Annotated in this window: 14 protein-coding genes; 5 read left to right on the top strand and 9 right to left on the bottom strand. The window is 71.4% G+C overall.

Annotated elements, in window-relative coordinates; translation table 11 throughout:
- The gene (gene treZ / locus ACFJGV_RS18525; RefSeq protein ID WP_378145688.1) at nt 1–1,740 is read left to right on the top strand and encodes a malto-oligosyltrehalose trehalohydrolase; all 1,740 of its coding nucleotides are present in this window, start codon (nt 1–3) and stop codon (nt 1,738–1,740) included.
- Between the two features lie 111 nt (nt 1,741–1,851).
- Here the strand turns inward: treZ and ACFJGV_RS18520 are convergent, their stop codons facing one another.
- The gene (locus ACFJGV_RS18520; protein WP_378145686.1) at nt 1,852–2,061 is read right to left on the bottom strand and encodes a hypothetical protein; all 210 of its coding nucleotides are present in this window, start codon (nt 2,059–2,061) and stop codon (nt 1,852–1,854) included.
- A gap of 442 nt (nt 2,062–2,503) precedes the next feature.
- Nucleotides 2,504–3,739: a DNA polymerase IV gene (locus ACFJGV_RS18515; RefSeq protein ID WP_378145684.1), complete on the bottom strand. Its 1,236-nt coding sequence runs from the start codon at nt 3,737–3,739 to the stop codon at nt 2,504–2,506.
- Nucleotides 3,740–3,883: 144 nt separating this feature from the next.
- Between ACFJGV_RS18515 and ACFJGV_RS18510 the strand changes: the two genes are divergently transcribed.
- Together ACFJGV_RS18510 and ACFJGV_RS18505 are read left to right on the top strand one after the other, a co-directional pair.
- On the top strand, nt 3,884–5,197 hold the full coding sequence (locus ACFJGV_RS18510) for an alpha/beta hydrolase (RefSeq protein WP_378145682.1): 1,314 nt from the start codon (nt 3,884–3,886) through the stop codon (nt 5,195–5,197).
- The gene (locus ACFJGV_RS18505; protein WP_378145680.1) at nt 5,194–7,734 is read left to right on the top strand and encodes a bifunctional lysylphosphatidylglycerol flippase/synthetase MprF; all 2,541 of its coding nucleotides are present in this window, start codon (nt 5,194–5,196) and stop codon (nt 7,732–7,734) included. The genes ACFJGV_RS18510 and ACFJGV_RS18505 overlap by 4 nt, the downstream gene beginning before the upstream one ends.
- Before the next feature lie 49 nt (nt 7,735–7,783).
- On the opposite strand, the gene ACFJGV_RS18500 is transcribed toward ACFJGV_RS18505, so the two are convergent.
- Nucleotides 7,784–8,275 carry a GNAT family N-acetyltransferase gene (locus ACFJGV_RS18500; protein ID WP_378145679.1) on the bottom strand — a complete coding sequence of 164 codons (492 nt, stop codon included), beginning with the start codon at nt 8,273–8,275 and terminating at the stop codon, nt 7,784–7,786.
- A gap of 76 nt (nt 8,276–8,351) precedes the next feature.
- Here ACFJGV_RS18500 and ACFJGV_RS18495 point away from each other — a divergent pair, with 76 nt between their 5' ends.
- Nucleotides 8,352–8,936 carry a TIGR03086 family metal-binding protein gene (locus tag ACFJGV_RS18495; protein ID WP_378145677.1) on the top strand — a complete coding sequence of 195 codons (585 nt, stop codon included), beginning with the start codon at nt 8,352–8,354 and terminating at the stop codon, nt 8,934–8,936.
- Between the two features lie 69 nt (nt 8,937–9,005).
- On the opposite strand, the gene ACFJGV_RS18490 is transcribed toward ACFJGV_RS18495, so the two are convergent.
- From ACFJGV_RS18490 to mnmA, 6 genes are all read right to left on the bottom strand, one after another.
- Complete coding sequence (locus tag ACFJGV_RS18490; protein ID WP_378145675.1) at nt 9,006–9,503, bottom strand: hypothetical protein; 498 nt, start codon at nt 9,501–9,503, stop codon at nt 9,006–9,008.
- Nucleotides 9,504–9,603: 100 nt separating this feature from the next.
- Nucleotides 9,604–11,106 (bottom strand): Asp-tRNA(Asn)/Glu-tRNA(Gln) amidotransferase subunit GatB, encoded by a 1,503-nt coding sequence (gene gatB / locus ACFJGV_RS18485; protein ID WP_378145673.1) that lies wholly within the window; start codon nt 11,104–11,106, stop codon nt 9,604–9,606.
- Nucleotides 11,106–12,647, bottom strand: coding sequence for an Asp-tRNA(Asn)/Glu-tRNA(Gln) amidotransferase subunit GatA (gene gatA, locus ACFJGV_RS18480; protein WP_378145671.1), 1,542 nt, complete (start codon nt 12,645–12,647; stop codon nt 11,106–11,108). The genes gatB and gatA overlap by 1 nt, the downstream gene beginning before the upstream one ends.
- The gene (gene gatC, locus ACFJGV_RS18475; protein ID WP_378145669.1) at nt 12,647–12,946 is read right to left on the bottom strand and encodes an Asp-tRNA(Asn)/Glu-tRNA(Gln) amidotransferase subunit GatC; all 300 of its coding nucleotides are present in this window, start codon (nt 12,944–12,946) and stop codon (nt 12,647–12,649) included. Before gatC ends, gatA begins: the two co-directional genes overlap by 1 nt.
- Before the next feature lie 40 nt (nt 12,947–12,986).
- Nucleotides 12,987–15,395, bottom strand: coding sequence for an NAD-dependent DNA ligase LigA (gene ligA / locus ACFJGV_RS18470; protein ID WP_378145668.1), 2,409 nt, complete (start codon nt 15,393–15,395; stop codon nt 12,987–12,989).
- Nucleotides 15,392–16,540: a tRNA 2-thiouridine(34) synthase MnmA gene (gene mnmA, locus ACFJGV_RS18465; RefSeq protein WP_378145666.1), complete on the bottom strand. Its 1,149-nt coding sequence runs from the start codon at nt 16,538–16,540 to the stop codon at nt 15,392–15,394. The genes ligA and mnmA overlap by 4 nt, the downstream gene beginning before the upstream one ends.
- A gap of 150 nt (nt 16,541–16,690) precedes the next feature.
- On the opposite strand from mnmA, the gene ACFJGV_RS18460 reads away from it, so the two are divergent.
- The gene (locus ACFJGV_RS18460; RefSeq protein WP_378145664.1) at nt 16,691–17,674 is read left to right on the top strand and encodes an endonuclease/exonuclease/phosphatase family protein; all 984 of its coding nucleotides are present in this window, start codon (nt 16,691–16,693) and stop codon (nt 17,672–17,674) included.
- The last annotated feature ends 106 nt before the right edge of the window (nt 17,675–17,780 follow it).

Genomic DNA, 17,780 nt, shown 5'->3' with positions numbered 1-17,780 from the left:
GTGCTGCGCTGCGACTACGACGTGTGGGCTCCCCGCGCGTCCACCGTCTCGATCGTCCTCGACGGCGAGACGCATCCGATGACCTCGACCGACGACGGCTGGTGGACGATCGACGTGCCCTGGCGCGGCGGCGTCGACTACGGCTACGTGCTCGACGGCGAGGGCCCCTTCCCCGACCCGCGCTCGCGCCGCCAGCCGACGGGCGTGCACGGCCTGTCGCGCACCGACGATCCGCGCGGCTTCGAGTGGCACGACGGGTTCCAGCCGGTGCCGCTGTCGCGGGCCGAGATCTACGAGCTGCACATCGGCACGTTCACGCCGGAGGGCACTCTCGAGGCCGCCGCGACGCGGTTCGAGCACCTGCGCTCGATCGGGGTGACGCACATCGAGCTGCTGCCGGTGAACGACTTCAACGGCGAGTACAACTGGGGCTACGACGGCGTCGACTGGTACGCCGTGCACGAGCAGTACGGCGGCCCGGAGGGCTACCGCCGGTTCGTCGACGCGGCCCACCAGGCGGGGCTCGCCGTCATCCAGGACGTGGTCTACAACCACCTCGGCCCGAGCGGCAACTACCTGCCGAAGTTCGGCCCCTACCTCCACGACGCCTCGGCGAACACCTGGGGCGCGTCGATCAACCTCGACGGCGACGGGTCGACCGAGGTGCGGTCGTTCATCATCGACAACGCCCTCATGTGGCTCGACGACTACCGCGTCGACGGTCTGCGACTCGACGCCGTGCACGCTCTCGTCGATCACGGCCCCGTGCACCTGCTCGCCGAACTGTCGGCCGCCGTCGACGAGTTCGAGGAGTCGGAGGGACGCTCGGTCGCCCTCATCGCCGAGTCCGACCTCAACGACCCGGTCATGTTCACCGAGCGCTCCGAGGGCGGTCTCGGGCTGAGCGGCCAGTGGAGCGACGACTTCCACCACGCCGTCCACGTCAACCTCACGGGCGAGACGACCGGGTACTACGCCGACTTCGAGTCGGTGGGCGCGCTGGCGAAGGTGCTCACGAAGGGCTTCTACCACGACGGCACGTACTCGAGCTTCCGCGAGCGCGACCACGGCGCCCCGATCGACCGCGAGAATACGGCGACCTGGCGTCTGGTGGTGGCCAACCAGAACCACGACCAGATCGGCAACCGCGCGATCGGCGATCGCCTCACCGCCACGCTCGACGCCGACCGCCTCGCGATCGCCGCGACGCTGACGATGCTCGGACCCTTCACCCCCATGCTGTTCATGGGCGAGGAGTGGTCGGCCGCGACTCCCTGGCAGTTCTTCACCTCGCACCCCGAGCCGGAGCTCGGCGAGGCGACCGCGAAGGGCCGCATCGCGGAGTTCGCGAAGATGGGCTGGGACGAGTCCTCGGTGCCCGACCCGCAGGATCCGGCCACCTTCGAGCACTCGAAGCTCGACTGGGCCGAGCCCGAGCAGCCGGAGCACGCGCGCATGCTGGCGCTCTACCGCCGCCTCGCCGAGCTGCGTCCCGCACTGGCCGAGCTGACCTTCGACGACGTCGACGTGACCTTCGACGAGGATGCCCGCTGGCTGGTGCTCGACCGGGCACCGTATGTGCTCGTGGTCAACCTCTCGGATGCGCGGATCGACGTGAGCACGCTCGCCCCGCAGGCGGGCGAGCCGCTGCTCGACACCGCCGCGTTCCTGCGCGCGGAGCCGCCGTCCGCCGAGTCGCTCGGCGCCCCGCACTCGGTCGTCGTCGCCCGCCGCGCCTGACGGCGCCGCCACGCGGCCCCGCGAGCGGCGAGAAACGGCCCTTCCCCGCGCTCCGAAGGGGCGTCTTCTCGCGGTTCGGCGAAAGCACCTACTCGAGCGGCGAAGCGGGACTCAGGTAGGCACCAGCGCCTCCGACCGTGCGAGCGCGGCGCGCCAACCCCACACCTGGGTGACCGTTCCCACGCCGAAGTCCCGGAAGTTCGAGGGGAGGCCGGTGGGGACGGGCTCCACCCAGCCGATGACCTCAGCCCCGCCCTCGGTGAAGATCCTGATGCCGGTCAGCCCCTGCTGGATGACCTTCATCCCCGCCAGTTCCGCCATGTCCGGGAGCCTCTCGCCCACCCAGGGAAGGACGCCCACGACCAGATTCGACCGTGATCCGACGCCGCTGGCCTTCAGATCGGTGACCTGGAGGCATCCCCAGCGCCCATCGCCCCGAGCGACCGCGATGACGTCCCCTAGACGGAGCTGAGTCGCCGAAGTCGGGCTGAAGGGGAACGTCGCCGGCCTGCCCATGTCATCAGTATCGCGTCCTACGCAGACGCACACGACACGGGCGCGGATCGAGCAGTCAGAGCGCGCGGCACCTCGAGCGGCGAGAAACGGCCCTCTCCAGCGTTCCGAAGGGGCAACTTCTCGCCGTTCGGCGAAAGCAACGACTCGAGCGGCGAGAAACGGCCCTTCCCGACGCTCAGGAAGGGCGCCTTCCCGCGACTCGGCGAAAGCGCGAGACGCTCGGGCGGACGTGCGCCCGAGCGGCGCGTCAGCGGCGGGTGCCGTTGCGGTCGGCGGTCTCTCCCGAGCGCGGGCCTCGGAGGAGCGACGCGGGGCGCACGGAGTCGATCCCGAAGCGGGCCGTGACGCGGTCGATGGTCTTCTCGGCGTCGTGCCACTCCTCGGCGGGCTCGTCGTCGCCGGGGAACAGCGCCAGCTGCGCGGAGGCCTGGCCCGCGGGCGCCAGCTGCTCCATCCGCACCCCGATGAGCCGGACGGCGCGCCCGGCGAGGTCGATGCCCGAGAACACCTCCCAGGCCTCGTCGAAGATGCGCCGCCCGAGGTCGGTGGGGCTTGAGAGCGTGTGCGAGCGGGTGATGGTGGTGAAGTCGGAGAACCGCAGCTTCAGCGCCACCGTCCGCCCCTCGACCCCGGCGGCGCGCAGCCGCGCGGCGACCCGGCCCGCCTGGGCGAGCACCTCGCGCCGCAGCTCGTCGAGGTCGGACACGTCGGTGTCGAACGTGCGCTCGTGCCCGACGCTCTTCTCGGTGCTCTCGGTCTCGACCTGACGGTCGTCGTGCCCGAGCGCGAGCTCGTGCAGCTTCGTCCCCGTCGCCTGGCCGACGGCACGCACGACGGTGTCGAGCGGCGCCTCGGCTATGTCGCCCACCGTGCGCAGCCCGAGCCGTTCCAGCTGCTCCGCGGTGCGTGCGCCGACTCCCCACAGCGATCGCACCGGCAGCGGATGCAGGTAGTCGAGGGTCTCTGAGGCCCGGATGACGAGCATCCCGTCGGGCTTCGCCCGGCCCGACGCGAGCTTCGCCATGAACTTGGTCGCCGCGATGCCGACGGAGCAGGTGAGGCCCGTCTCTGCCAGCACCCGCGCCCGGAGGTCGGCGGCGATGCGGTCGGACTCGCCGAGCAGTCGCCGCGCGCCGGAGACGTCGAGGAAGGCCTCGTCGATGCTGAGGGGCTCGACCAGCGGGGTCACCTCGCGGAAGATCGCCATGACCTGGCGCGAGTACTCGCGGTAGCGGCTCATGTGGGGCTCGACGACGATCGCGTTCGGGCACAGTCGGAGCGCCGCGCCGACGGGCATCGCCGAGTGCACCCCGTACCGCCGGGCCTCGTAGGTGGCGCTGGTCACGACGCTGCGCGGCGATCGGCCACCCACGATGACGGGCTTGCCTCGGAGCTCGGGACGCGACAGCAGCTCGACCGACGCGAAGAACGCATCCATGTCGACATGCATGATCGGCGGACTCGGCTCGAGAAGTCCGGACATGGGTCCGAGCTTAGACGCCGCCCCCGACATCGACTGCCCCCTGACATCCACTCCTGTGGTGGCGCTCATCGCAGACTCAGCGCTCACCCGCGATACTGGAGGCTGCCCTCCCAGCGGGCAGCGCCACCGACCGACGGGAACGGCATGACAGCGATCCTCGACCTGAGCATCATCTCGGGTCCCCTGGTGATCGTCGTCTACGTGCTCGCCGCGGTCTCCGCCCTGCTGCTCATCGCCGTGCGACCGAGCCGGCGCTGGCCGCGGCGCCGCTGGCTCCTCGTGGCCGTCCTCGCCATGATCGTCGGCGCCGCGGTGGGCCTCGTCACGACGTGGATCGTCAGCGACTGGGCGAACGTCTTCGGCGTCGTCCTCTCCACGGTGGTGCACACCTGGATCGGGATCGGATTCGCCGGGATGGCGCTGGCGATCGCCTCCTTCGTGCGCGCATCCTGGCGCCGCGTCATCGCCTCGGCCCTGGCGCTGCTGCTGTTCGCCGCGACGACCGCGATGAGCATCAACATCGACATCGGGCAGTACCCCACGGTGCGGAGCGCCCTGGGGCTGAGCGCCTACCAGGACAACCCGCTGCCGCAGATCGCCACTCCCCCGGCCGGCACCCCGCGCTCCACGATCGCCACCTGGACCGCCCCCGACGGCATGCCCGACAAGGGCGTCGTGGGCGAGACGGTGATCCCGGCCACCGTCTCGGGCTTTCCCGCGCGGCCCGCCGACGTCTACCTGCCGCCCGCCGCCCTCACCGCGAACCCCCCGCTGCTGCCCGTGCTCATCGTCATGTCGGGCCAGCCCGGTAACCCGGATGCGCCGCTCTCGGCGGCGAAGCTTCAGCGGAGCCTCGACGCGTACGCCGCGCAGCATCAGGGGCTCGCGCCCATCGTGGTCTCGCCCGACCAGCTGGGCAGCCCCCAGGCGAACCCGATGTGCATCGACTCCCCGCTCGGGAACTCGGCGACGTACCTCACCGTCGACGTGCCGACCTGGATCAAGTCGAACCTGCCCGTGCTCGACTCCCCCGACTTCTGGGGCGTCGGCGGTCTCTCACAGGGGGGCACCTGCTCCATCCAGCTCGGCGCCGCGCATCCGGAGCTGTTCAGCGCGATCCTCGACGCCTCCGGCGAGCTCGTGCCCTCCCTCGGCGACGAGCAGAAGACCATCGACCAGGGCTTCGGCGGCGACCAGGCCGCGTACGCGGCCGCTGCCCCGACGGCGATCATGGCGGCGAAGGCGCCCTACACGAACATGTACGCCGTCTTCGGCGTGGGGGCGAACGACTCCGGCTTCATGCCGGGTGTGCAGACCCTCTACCAGGCCGCCCTCGCGGCGGGCATCGACGCCGTCTACATCGAGGCGCCCGACAGCGCCCACGACGCCACCGCGTGGGCCTACACGTTCGAGCAGGGCCTCGGTCTCATCGCCGACCGCTGGGGGCTGAACCGATGAAGGCCCGGCTCGCCCACCGTCTCCGCGCCGCGGGGCGGTGGGCACGGTCGATCCCGGTGACCTGGGTGATCGTCGGCCTCGTGATCGCCGCGACGATCGTGCGGCTGTCGCTGCACGCCGGGCGGATGTCGGCTCAGCTCGACACGCTCGTCTCGACGGGCTTCGATGCCGTGTTCCTCCGCCACGACTGGTTCTCGGTGCTGTCGTCGGTGTTCTTCGTCCGCAGCGCCGGCCTCCTCGTGGTGGTCGCGATCGTCGCCGTGCTGTGCCTCGGCTGGTCGGAGAGGCGGATGGGGCACTGGCGCACGGCCGTGGCCTTCCTCGTTGTGACCGTGCTCGGCATCGTGCTGGGGCTCCTGCTCGACTCGCTCGGCGTCGCCGTGCACCTGTACCCCGCCGAGCAGTCGCGGGGGACGCGGACGCTCGACCCGATCATCGCCGTCGTCGGCGTGCTGATGACGGCGACCGCGTTCACCGGACCGGTGCTGCGTCGACGCATCCGCGTCCTCGGTTTCGTGACGCTGGTCACGTTCGTGCTCTACTCTGGCCAGCAGTCCGACATCTTCCGTCTGCTCGCCGCGGTGGTGGGCCTGCTCCTCGGGATGCTGCTGGCCGACCGGCGAGTGACCCTGCGCATCCCCCGCTCGACCCATCGCGAGGCGAGGACCATCCTCGCCGCGGTCGTCGCCATCACCGGGCTCGGCCCGCTCATCACCCTCGTCGCGCCCGACTCGACCAGCCTGCTCAACCCGCTCGGTCAGCTGTTCCGCGACCCGCTGCGGGACTACCAGCGGATCGCGGAGCACTGCGCCACGGGCGACTTCAGCCGCAAGTGCGTCGACGCCCTCGCTCTTTCCCGCCTCGACGGTCCGGGGGCGGTCGCCCTCTCGTTCCTCCCCCTGGTCGCCCTCCTCCTCGCGGCGTGGGGCATCCGGCACGGTCGCCGGATGGCACTCTGGCTCGCCGTGGGCATCAACGTGATGCTCACGCTCCTCGCGGCGGTCTACTACGGCTTCTTCCCGCTGGTCGCCCCGACCGAGACCACGGTGTTCCAGACCTCCGCCGTCGAGCACTACGGTGTGTTCGTCGTCGTGTCGGTGCTGTTCCCGCTCGCGGTCGCGGTGGCGCTCGTGTCGAGCATTCGCCTCTTCCCGCGCGAGGCCGGGGTGCGCACCGCGCTGCGGTTCTTCGCCGTGGCCGTCGGGCTGTTCGTCGTCGTGGCGACCGCCTACGTGAGCCTGTCGCTGCTCGTGCGTCACCAGTTCTCGCCCACGGCCTCCCTCACCGCGCTGCTCCTCGATCTGCCCGAGCGGTTCATCCCCGCGAGCTTCCTCTCGTTCGAGCCCGTCGACGTCTTCCCCACCGGACCCGTCGCGATCGCGATGTACCAATGGGTCGGCACGGTGTACTGGGTGGCGGTCATGGTGCTCGCGATCGTGGGGATGCGCCGCGTCCGGCTGGTGCGCCAGAGCAGCGGGCCCGCCCGCATCCGCGAGCTGGTCAAGGCCGGCGCGGGCGGCGACCTGGCGTGGATGGCGACGTGGAGCGGCAACGAGTACTGGTTCGCGTCGGACGGATCAGCGGTGGCCTATCGAGTGGAGGGCAACGTCGCGATCACGACGGCGGAGCCGCTGGCGCCGGCGGATCGCCAGCACGCCGTCGCGCTCGAGTTCGAGCGCTTCTGCATCGAGCACGGGTGGACGTGCGCGTTCTACTCCGTGTCGGACGACCTGCGCGCCGAGCTCGCCGCCGACGGCTGGCAGTCGATGCGCGTCGCCGAGGAGACGGTGGTTCGACCCGGCGACTTCACCCTCGAGGGCAAGCGGATGCAGGACATCCGTTCGTCCATCAACCGCGCCGCTCGCGAGGGTGTGCACGACGTGTGGACGACGTACCCGTCGCTGACCCCGGACCTCGCCGCCCAGGTGCGCGAGATCTCGGAGCTGTGGGTGGCCGAGAAGGGGCTGCCCGAGATGGGGTTCACCCTCGGCGGGGTCGACGAGCTGGCCGACCCCGAGGTCGCCCTCATGCTGGCCATCGACGACGACGGGCGCGTCCAGGGTGTCACGAGCTGGCTCCCCACGTTCCGCGACGGTCGGCGGGTGGGCCTCACCCTCGACTTCATGCGTCGCCACCCCGACAGCATCAACGGCGTGATGGAGTTCCTCATCGCCGAGACCATCCTGCGAGCCGCGCAGGAGGGGATCGAGTTCGTCAGCCTGTCGGCGGCGCCCCTCGCGGTGGCGAGCGCACCCGACGACGGCGACCAGGCCGCGGAGGCGCCCTCGAGCGCCACGACGGCGTTCCTCGGCTTCATCGCACGCGCCCTGGAGCCCGTGTACGGCTTCAGCTCGCTGCTGCGCTTCAAGCTCAAGTTCCGGCCGGAGCTGCGCGAGCTGTCACTCTGCTACCGCGACCCGATCGAGCTGCCCGCCATCGGGGCCGCGATCGCGCGTGCCTACCTGCCGACGCTCTCGACCCGGCACGCGCTGCGCATGCTCAGCCAGATGCAGAGATCGGCACCGATGCAGAGATAGGCACCGATGCAGAGATGGGCGCAGATGCAGCGGTGACGGCCTCTCGCCGTCAGAGCATCCGCTCCAGCAGGGCCACCTCCACCGCGCCGCCCTTCGTGGCCTGTCGCCCGACCTCGCTGAAGCCGAGGCGGGCGTGGAACGCCATCGACTCCGGGTTCGGCGGCAGCGTGTTGACCTCGCAGCAGACCCTGTCTCGCCGGCCCTCGGCGGCCACGGCGAACGCCTGCTCGTACAGCCCCCGGCCGATCCCCTGACCATGGGTCGAGGGATCGACGACGATCCGGTCGACGTAGAGGAAGTTCTCCGAGCGCTCGGAGAACCAGCGATAGTTCTCGCTGGCGTAGTCCGCTCCCGGCTCGAGCGCGAGGAGGAAGCCGACGGGACGGTCGTCGTCCGCGGCGGCGAGCGCGAGAGCGCATCGACCGACGAGGGTGCGCAGCTCGTCGAGCGTCAGCTCGTTGACGGCGGGCACCGCCTCCGTGTTGAGATCCACCACCCGGGCGAGATCGTTCTCGGACAGCGGACGGAACACGATCGGCACGGGATCCGAGCGTACCGGGTGGAATACTCTCCCCTGGACTCGGCTTGACGTGATCGAGCCCCGATCGGAGGTCCCCATGTCCCTCACCCCCGCCCTGACCGATGAGACCACCACCTGGCTGCGCCACCAGCGCACCGCCCACCGCGAGTTCGCGACCCGCCTCGCCGCCGTGACCGACTGGTCCGCCCCCACGCCCGACACCGAGTGGGACGTCGCCGCCCTCGTGGCGCACGTCATCGAGGAGCAGCAGTGGGTGCCGTGGCTCCTCTCGGGCCTCAGCACGAAGCAGGCCCGCTCGCGGCTCGATCGCATCGAGGACGACCTCCGCATGGAGTGGCACCGGTACTCGCTCGCGGCGACCACCGCGTGGCGCGACGCCCAACCCGGATCGCGCGTGAACCTGTCGTACGACACGGTCGACGTGATCGACTACCTCAAAGAGCAGGTCGCCGACGTGACCATCCACACCTGGGACCTCGCCAGGGCCGTCGGCGCCTCGGAGGAGCTCGACGACGACCTCGTCGCCGCCGTGTGGACCGTCTTCGAGCCCCAGCGCGACACCCTCGAGGCCAGCGGGCTCTACGCCTCTCCCGTGGTGGTGCCGGAGGACGCCCCGCTCCTCGTGCGTCTGCTCGCGGTCACGGGACGCGACCCTCGGTAGCGGCGCGGGTCGCGCAGCAGCGGCCTGACCGGCCGCTCACGGGTCGCCGCGGGCCGGCGTCCACCCGCCTCAGCGCGAGGCGTACGCCATCGAGCCCGGCAGCCTCAGCTCGAGCTCGGGGTAGAGCGCCACGAGCTCTCGCACCGCCGCCTCGAGCCGGCTGCGGAGCCGATCGACCTCGACCGCGAGATCGAGCGGATGCGCCTCCGTCGCCTCGATGAAGACGTTGCACGCCGCGACCATCTCGTCGAGCGCCGGCCACGCGGGCGAGGTCGATCGCAGCTGAGCGCGAGCGGCCCGCACGTCCTTCCGCAGCAGGCGGATGGACCGGACCGCCGAGTTCAGGTCGGACGACGGGTCGGCCCGGTCGAGCGTGAGCGGCGGCGCGGTGAAGTCGGGCGCCAGCGCCCGCCGGGCGGCGATCTCGACGATGAGAAGCCGGAGCGCGCCCACCTCGGTGAGGCGCTCGCTGCGCCTGCCTCGCCACCGCTCGATCGCGAGAGCGATGAGCGCTCCCCCGGCGACGCTGATGGTGGCGATCATGGCCTGGGCGATGAGGACCTGCATGGCTCCACGCTATCGCCGACCACCGACATCCGACGGATGCGAAAAGCGGCTCCCATCAGGTGAATCGATGGGAGCCGCTGATCGTGAGCCGGTGAAGCGCCTACTCGGCGGAGGCGCGTTCGAGCACGAGCTCGCGCACGCGAGCGGCGTCGGCCTGACCCCTCATCGCCTTCATCACGGCGCCGATCACCGCGCCCGCCGCCTGCACCTTGCCGTCGCGGATCTTCGCGAGGACATCGGGCTGCGCGGCGAGGGCCTCGTCGATCGCGGCGATGAGCGCGCCGTCGTCGGAGACCACGGCGAGGCCACGAGCGTCGACGACCTCCTGCGGGGAGCCCTCGCCGTCGATGACACCCTCGAGCACCTGACGGGCGAGGCGGTCGGTGAGCGTGCCCGCCTCGACGAGCGAGACGAGCTGGGCGACATGCTCGGGCGACACCAGGGTGGCGGCGTCGACCTCGCGGGCGTTGGCCAGGCGCGAGATCTCGCCCGACCACCACTTGCGGGCCGACTGCGGAGCGGCGCCGGCGGCGATCGTCTGCTCGACGCTCGCCACCAGTCCGGCGTTCCCGATGTCCTGGAACTCGAGGTCGGTGAACGCCCACTCGGCCTTCAGGCGCCGACGACGCGCCGCGGGCGGCTCGGGCAGGGCGGCGCGCAACTCCTCGATGAGCGCCCGCGAGGGCACCACGGGGAGCAGGTCGGGCTCGGGGAAGTACCGGTAGTCGTCGGCATCGGACTTGGGCCGACCCGCCGAGGTGGCGCCGGTGTCCTCGTGCCAGTGCCGGGTCTCCTGCGTGATCGTGCCGCCCTTCGCGAGGATGGCCGCCTGGCGCTGGATCTCGTAGCGCACCGCTCGCTCGACCGACCGCAGCGAGTTGACGTTCTTCGTCTCGGTGCGCGTGCCGAGCTTCTCCTGGCCGCGCGGACGCAGCGAGACGTTCGCGTCGCAGCGGAGGTTGCCGCGCTCCATGCGCGCATCCGAGATGCCGAGGGCGATCACGATGTCGCGGATGGTCGCCACGTACGCCTTCGCGATCTCCGGGGCGTCCTTCTCGGCACCGAAGATCGGGCGCGTCACGATCTCGACCAGAGGAACGCCGGCACGGTTGTAGTCGACCAGCGAGTACTCGGCACCCTGGATGCGCCCGGTCGCGCCGCCGACGTGCGTCAGCTTGCCGGCGTCCTCCTCCATGTGGGCGCGCTCGATGGGCACGGTGATGATGCGCCCGTCGGAGAGCTCGACGTCGACCTGGCCGTCGAACGCGATCGGCTCGTCGAACTGCGAGATCTGGTAGTTCTTCGCCAGGTCGGGATAGAAGTAGTTCTTCCTGGCGAAGCGGCTCGACTCGGCGATGCTGCAGCCGAGCGCGAGGCCCAGCGAGATGCTGTACCGCACGGCCTGTCCGTTGACCACGGGCAGCGATCCGGGGAGTCCGAGGTCGACCGGCGTGATGTTCGTGTTGGGCTCGCCGCCGAAGAAGTTCGGCGCCGAGGAGAACATCTTGGTCTTCGTGTTGAGCTCGACGTGCACCTCGAAGCCGAGCACGGGCTCGAACCGCTCGAGGGCCTCGTCGAAGTCCATCAGTTCGTCGCGGGCCATCAGACCACCCCTCCCTCAGCAGCAGCCATCTCGCCCGGAGTCAGATCGGGCGCCTTCGTCAGGAGCGGAGCTCCCCAGCGCGACTCGAGCAGACCCTCGACCACGGCGCCGACCCGGTAGAGCCGGGCATCCTCTCGCGCGGGGGCGAGCAGTTGGAGGCCGACCGGAAGGCCGTCCTCTGCGGCGAGGCCGACCGGGACGGACATGCCGGGGATGCCGGCGAGGTTCGCCGGGATCGTGGCGATGTCGCCGAGGTACATGGCCATCGGGTCGTCGGTCTTCTCGCCCAGCCGGAACGCTGTGGTGGGCGCCGTGGGCGACACCAGCACGTCGGCCCGCTCGAACGCGGCCGCGAAATCGCGCTGCACGAGCGTGCGCACCTTCTGGGCGCTGCCGTAGTAGGCGTCGTAGTAGCCGGCGCTGAGCGCGTAGGTGCCCAGGATGATGCGGCGCTTCGCCTCGGGGCCGAAGCCCACCTCGCGGGTGGCCGACATGACGTCCTCCACGGTGCCGCCCCCTGGCGGGTTCACGCGGAGACCGAAGCGCACCGAGTCGAACTTCGCCAGGTTCGACGAGGCCTCGGCGGGCATGATTAGGTAGTACGCCGAGATGGCGTACTCGAGGCTCGGCAGGCTGACGTCGACGATCTCGGCGCCGGCCGCCTCGAGCGCGGTCACGGCCTCGCGGAAGCGCTCGAGCACACCGGGCTGGAATCCCTGGCCGCTCAGCTGGCTGACCACGCCGATCCGCAGCCCCTTCACATCGCCGCGGCGAGCGGCCTCGGCCATCGAGGGCCACGGGTCGGTGAGGGAGGTGGAGTCGAAGGGATCGTGCCCGGCGATGACGTCGTGGAGCAGCGCCGAGTCGAGCACGGTCCGGCTGCAGGGGCCGATCTGGTCGAGCGACGACGCCAGAGCGATCGCGCCGTAGCGGCTCACGCCGCCGTAGGTCGGCTTGACGCCCACCGTGCCGGTGAGGTGAGCGGGCTGACGGATCGAGCCGCCCGTGTCGCTGCCGAGTGCGAGCGGCGCCTCGAAGGCAGCCACTGCGGCCGCCGAACCGCCGCCGGAGCCGCCGGGGATGCGCTCGAGGTCCCACGGGTTGCGGGTGGGGCCGTAAGCGGAGTGCTCGGTGCTCGAGCCCATGGCGAACTCGTCCATGTTGGTCTTGCCGATCGGCACGAGCCCGGCCGCGCGCACCTTGGTCATCACGGTGGCGTCGTACGGCGGGCGCCAGCCCTCGAGGATGCGGCTGCCGCTCGTGGTGGGCATGTCGTTCGTGACGATGACGTCCTTCACCGCGAGCGGGACTCCCGCGAGCGTGTGGAGCTGCTCGCCGTCGGCGCGACGGCGGTCGATCGCCTCCGCCGCGGCGAGGCTCAGCTCGGCGTCGGTGTGGAGGAACGCGTGGACGTCGCCGTCGACGGCGGCGATGCGGTCGAGGTGCGCACGCGTCGCCTCGACGCTCGACACCTCACCAGTGGCGAGCTTCTCGGCCAGGGCCGAGGCGTCGAGGCGGATGATCTCGTGGGCGTGCTGCATCACTGCTCCTCACCGAGGATCGCGGTGACCCGGAAGCGCGATCCGTCATGGTCGGGGGCGCCGGCGAGCGCCTGCTCGGTGGTCAGCGTCTCGCCGGGCACGTCGTCGCGGAAGACGTTCTCGAGCGGGATGGGATGGCTCGTCGCCGGCACGTCGGGCGTGGCGACCTCGGAGACCTTCGCCACATCGTCGACGATCGACCGCAGCTCGCTGGTGAGGCTCTCGATCTCGTCGGACGTGAGCGCGATGCGAGCCAGAGTCGCCAGATGGGCGACCTGCTCGGGGGTTATCTCGGACATGCTGCTCCGTGGTCGTGGTCGGCTCGGGGACTGAACGATCCTACTCGGCGGACCCGTCGCCCTCCTGTGCCGGAGTGCCCTCGGGGGACCTGTCGGCGGCCTTCTCGGCGGACTCCGGCTCGGCTTCCTCGGCGCCGTCCGGCTCGGCCCCGCCCCTCGGGCCCAGCGCCTCCGGGCCCTGGGTGACGAGCAGGTGGAACTCGGCCGCATCGAGGATGCGCAGGCCCAGCTGCTCCGCCTTGGTCAGCTTCGACCCCGCCCCCGGGCCCGCGGCCACGAAGTCGGTCTTCTTGCTCACGCTCGACGCCGACTTGCCGCCCGCGTTGATGATCGCCTCCTGGGCGCCTTCGCGGGTGTAGCCCTCGAGCGAGCCCGTGGCGACCACGGTGAGCCCCTCGAGCACACCGCCCGCCCCCACCGAGGCTCCTGGCCCGGGATGCCCGGGCGTGGTGAACTGCACACCCGCGGCCGCCCAGCGGTCGAGGATATCGACGTGCCAGTCGACGGCGAACCAGTCGATCAGCGCGTCGGCGATGATCGGCCCCACGCCCTCGACGGCGGCGAGCTCGTCGCGGGTGGCGGAGCGGATGGCATCGAGCGAGCCGAACCACTCGGCGAGCGCGCGCGCCGCCACCGGGCCGACGTGCCGGATGCTGAGGGCGACCAGGATGCGCCACAGCGGCTTGGTCTTCGCCGCTTCGAGGTTCGAGAGCAGCTCGACGGCCGCCGACGAGGGAACGCTCTCGGCGTCGCCCCAGAACTCAGGCGTGCCGGGGGCCGCCGTCTCGTCGAACGCCGGATCCTTCTTCGTGCGGCGGCGACGGAACGGCGTGACGAGCTTCGGTTCACCCGACTCGGTGAGCTTCTCGAGCCCGGTCTCGTTGTCGCGCACGACCGCGCGGATGGGGAAGAGGTCGCTCATGGTGAGCGAGAACAGCCCCGCCTCGGTGATGAGCGGCGGGGTGGCCGGCTCGATCGGCTGCGTCAGCGCGGCCGCGGAGACCTCGCCGAGGCCCTCGATGTCGAGGGCGCCGCGCGAGCCCGCGTGCTCGACCCGCCCGCGCACCTGCGCCGGGCAACTCCGCGAGTTGGGGCAGCGGAGGTCGATGTCGCCCTCCTTCGCCGGGGCGAGGCGGGTGCCGCACTCGGGGCAGTTCTCGGGCATCACGAACGGGCGCTCGCTGCCGTCGCGGAGCTCGACCACCGGGCCGAGCACCTCGGGGATGACGTCCCCCGCCTTGCGCAGCACGACCGTGTCGCCGATGAGCACGCCCTTGGCCTTCACGACGTCCTGGTTGTGGAGCGTGGCCTGCCGCACCTCCGAGCCCGCGACCTCCACCTTCTCCATCACCGCGAAGGGCGTGGCCCGCCCCGTGCGGCCGACCGAGACGACGATGTCGAGGAGCGTGGTGTTGACCTCCTCGGGCGGGTACTTGTACGCGGTGGCCCAGCGCGGAGCGCGGCTGGTGGCGCCCAGCTCGCCGTGGAGTGCGAGATCGTCGACCTTCACGACGATCCCGTCGATCTGGTGCTCGACGCTCGCGCGGTGCTCGCCGTAGTAGCGGATGAACTCGGCGACCTCGCCGATCGTGTCGAACACGCGGTAGTGCGTGGACGTGGGCAGACCCCAGCCCTTCAGCAGGTCGTAGACCTCGGACTGCGCCGCCACCGGCGGATCCGGCCATGCGCCGATGCCGTGCACGAGCATCCGCAACCGCGACAGCCGTGCGTGCATGAGCGCCAGCTGGCGGTCGTTCTTGCCCTCGCGCTTCTGCCGGAGCGATCCGCTCGCGGCGTTCCGCGGGTTCGCGAACACCCGCTCGCCGGCCTCGATCTGCCCGCGGTTGAGCTCTTCGAAGGCCTCGACCGGGAAGAAGATCTCGCCGCGCACCTCGACCAGCGGCGGATGCCCCGACCCGAGCAGACGCGCGGGGATCGACTCGATCTGCAGCACGTTCTGCGTCACATCCTCGCCCACCACGCCGTCGCCGCGGGTGGCGGCCGTGACGAGCACACCGTCTTCATAGCGGAGGTTGATGGCCAGGCCGTCGATCTTCAGCTCGCTGAGGTACCGCACCTGAGCGCGGCCGGCGTCGCGCTCGACCTTCGCGGCCCACTCGTCGAGCTCCTCCTCGCTGAACACGTTGTCGAGGCTCAGCATCCGCTCGGCATGGGTGACCGGGGCGAACAGCGTGGTCTCGGCGCGGCCGCCTACGGTCTGCGTGGGGCTGTCGGCGGACTGCAGCTCGGGATGCAGCCGCTCGAGCTCGCCGAGGCGACGCACCATGGCGTCGTACTCGGCGTCGGTGACGGTCGAGGCGTCGTTCTCGTAGTACTCGTCGCGCAGCTCGAGGATGCGCGTGGTGAGGCGGTCGGCCTCCTCCTTCGCCGCGACGAGGTCGGGGGCCGACTCCTCGGGGAGCGCGTCGGTCGTCGTCGCGTCGCTCATCGGGCGGCCGCCCCGTCGACCAGGGCCGGTACGGCACTCACCGCGCGGTCGATGGTGCACTGGCCGAGCACGCGTGTGCCCACGTAGACCACCGCCGTCTGGCCCGGCGCGACGCCGTCGAGCGGGCTGGCCGGGGTGATGACGAGCTCGTCGACCCCGTCTCCGTCTCCGTCGCTCGAGCGGATGCGTGCGGTCGCGTCGACCGGATCTCCATGCGCCCGGATCTGCACCTGGCAGGCGAAGTCGGTGTGCGCGTCGGCGGGCGGGCGCCCGGCCCAGGTGAACCGCGCACCGGCGAGCTCGGCGACCGCGAGCGCCTCGCGCGGCCCCACGACCACCTCGTTCGACACCGGACGCACCTCGAGGACGAACCGCGGCCGCCCGTCGGGCGCCGGGACGCCGAGGTTCAGACCACGCCGCTGCCCCACGGTGAAGCGGTGGGCACCCTCGTGTGCACCGACGACGGCGCCCGCAGCGTCGACGATCGGCCCCGGCGCGACGCCCACGCGGTCGGCGAGCCAGCCGGCGGTGTCGCCGTCGGGGATGAAGCAGATGTCGTGGCTGTCGGGCTTCGCCGCCACCGACAGGCCGCGGGCGGCCGCCTCGGCGCGGACCTCGGCCTTCGACGGGGTGGACCCGAGCGGGAACATGCTGTGGGCCAGCTGCTCGGCCGTGAGCACGCCCAGCACATAGGACTGGTCCTTCGCCCAGTCGGCGGCACGGTGGAGCTCGCGGTCGCCGTCCTCGTCGACGAGGATGCTCGCGTAGTGCCCGGTGCACACGGCGTCGAACCCGAGGCTGCGCGCCTTGTCGAGCAGGGCGGCGAACTTGATGCGCTCGTTGCAGCGCATGCACGGGTTGGGTGTGCGGCCGGCGCGGTACTCGCTGACGAAGTCGTCGACCACGTCCTCCTTGAAGCGCTCGGAGAAGTCCCACACGTAGTAGGGGATGCCGATGACGTTGGCGGCGCGCTGCGCATCCATCGAGTCCTCGATCGTGCAGCAGCCCCGGCTGCCGGTGCGGAGCGTGCCGGGCATGCGCGACAGCGCGAGGTGCACGCCGACGACGTCGTGACCGGCGTCGACCGCGCGCGCGGCGGCCACGGCGGAGTCGACTCCGCCCGACATGGCAGCAAGGACCTTCATGGCCTCGAGTCTACGGCGGGCATCCGACAGCAGCCCGGGCCGGAGCGCGCTGCGGTGTGAACGCCCTGCGAGGTCGGTCGGACGCGCCTTGCGGAGTTCGTCAGGAGTGTCGCGGCTGCTCTTCAGAGTCTCCGGGCAGAATCGAGAGCGATGGCCACCCTGATCGATGAGCCCCGCCAGACCATGACCGCCCGAGCCCCGCGTCGCCGCCGCAGGCCCCGGGTCGGGCTCGCGGTCGTGTGCGTGGTGCTCTCGCTCGCGCTGGCCCTGGTGCTCGCCGCTCATCGGTGGATCCCCGACGCCGGCGGACTCCGCCTCGTCATCGAGTCGGGCCTGCCCTGGCTCGGCGTCGCGATCCCCGTGCTGCTGATCTTCGCCCTCATCTCCCACAGCAAGGGGGCGATCGCAGCGGTGATCGTCCCCGCGGTGGTGTGGTCGGTCGCGTTCGTTCCCGCCCTGCTGCCGCTGTCGTCGTCGGCAGCCCCGGCCGACGCCGCGAGCACGCTCACCGTGGCGAGCCAGAACGTCGAGGCCGACTCCGGCACCGCCGCCGACTCCGCCACCGCGCTCGCCGCGACCGGCGCCCAGGTGATCGCGTTGCAGGAGATGGACGATGCCGCCCGCGCCGAGGTCGACGCGGTGCTCGACGATCGCTTCGCCTACTCGTACGGGATCGGCACCGTCGGGCTGTGGAGCACCTACCCGATCGAGAACGCGCAGATGCTCGACCTCGGTCTCGGCTGGCAGCGCGGCATCGCCGCCGACCTGTCGACCCCCGTCGGGCTGGTCTCGATCTACGTGATCCACGCCGCATCCGCCCGCCCCGACGACCACGCCGACCGCGACACCATGCTCGCGAACCTCGCCGACTACGCCGAGCGCGATCCGAACAGCCGCCTCATCATGATGGGCGACTTCAACGCGGGTACCTCCGACCGCAACCTCGCCGCGCTCACCGACCAGCTCGCCGAGCCGAACCAGTCCGGCGGCGGGCTCGGCTTCACCTGGCCGGCGGGCTTCCCCCTCACGCGCCCCGACCACGTCCTCATCCGCGGCATGGACGCCACGTCGAACATCACCCTCCGCGCCGGCGCGAGCGACCACCTCGCCCTCGTCACCACCCTCTCCCTCTGAGCAGCCCCGGGGGTCCCGCCCGCGCGCTCCCCGCTCGGTCTGGGCCAACTCCGGAGATCCGGCCGTCTGTGAGCTGACTCCGGACTCCCTCCGGCGTGTCCCGGCG

Origin of the sequence: Cnuibacter sp. UC19_7, from assembly GCF_042699995.1 — a bacterium.
Lineage (GTDB): Bacteria > Actinomycetota > Actinomycetes > Actinomycetales > Microbacteriaceae > Cnuibacter.
The sequence above is the reverse complement of the archived record's forward strand: the minus strand, read 5'-3'. Positions and strand labels throughout refer to the sequence as shown.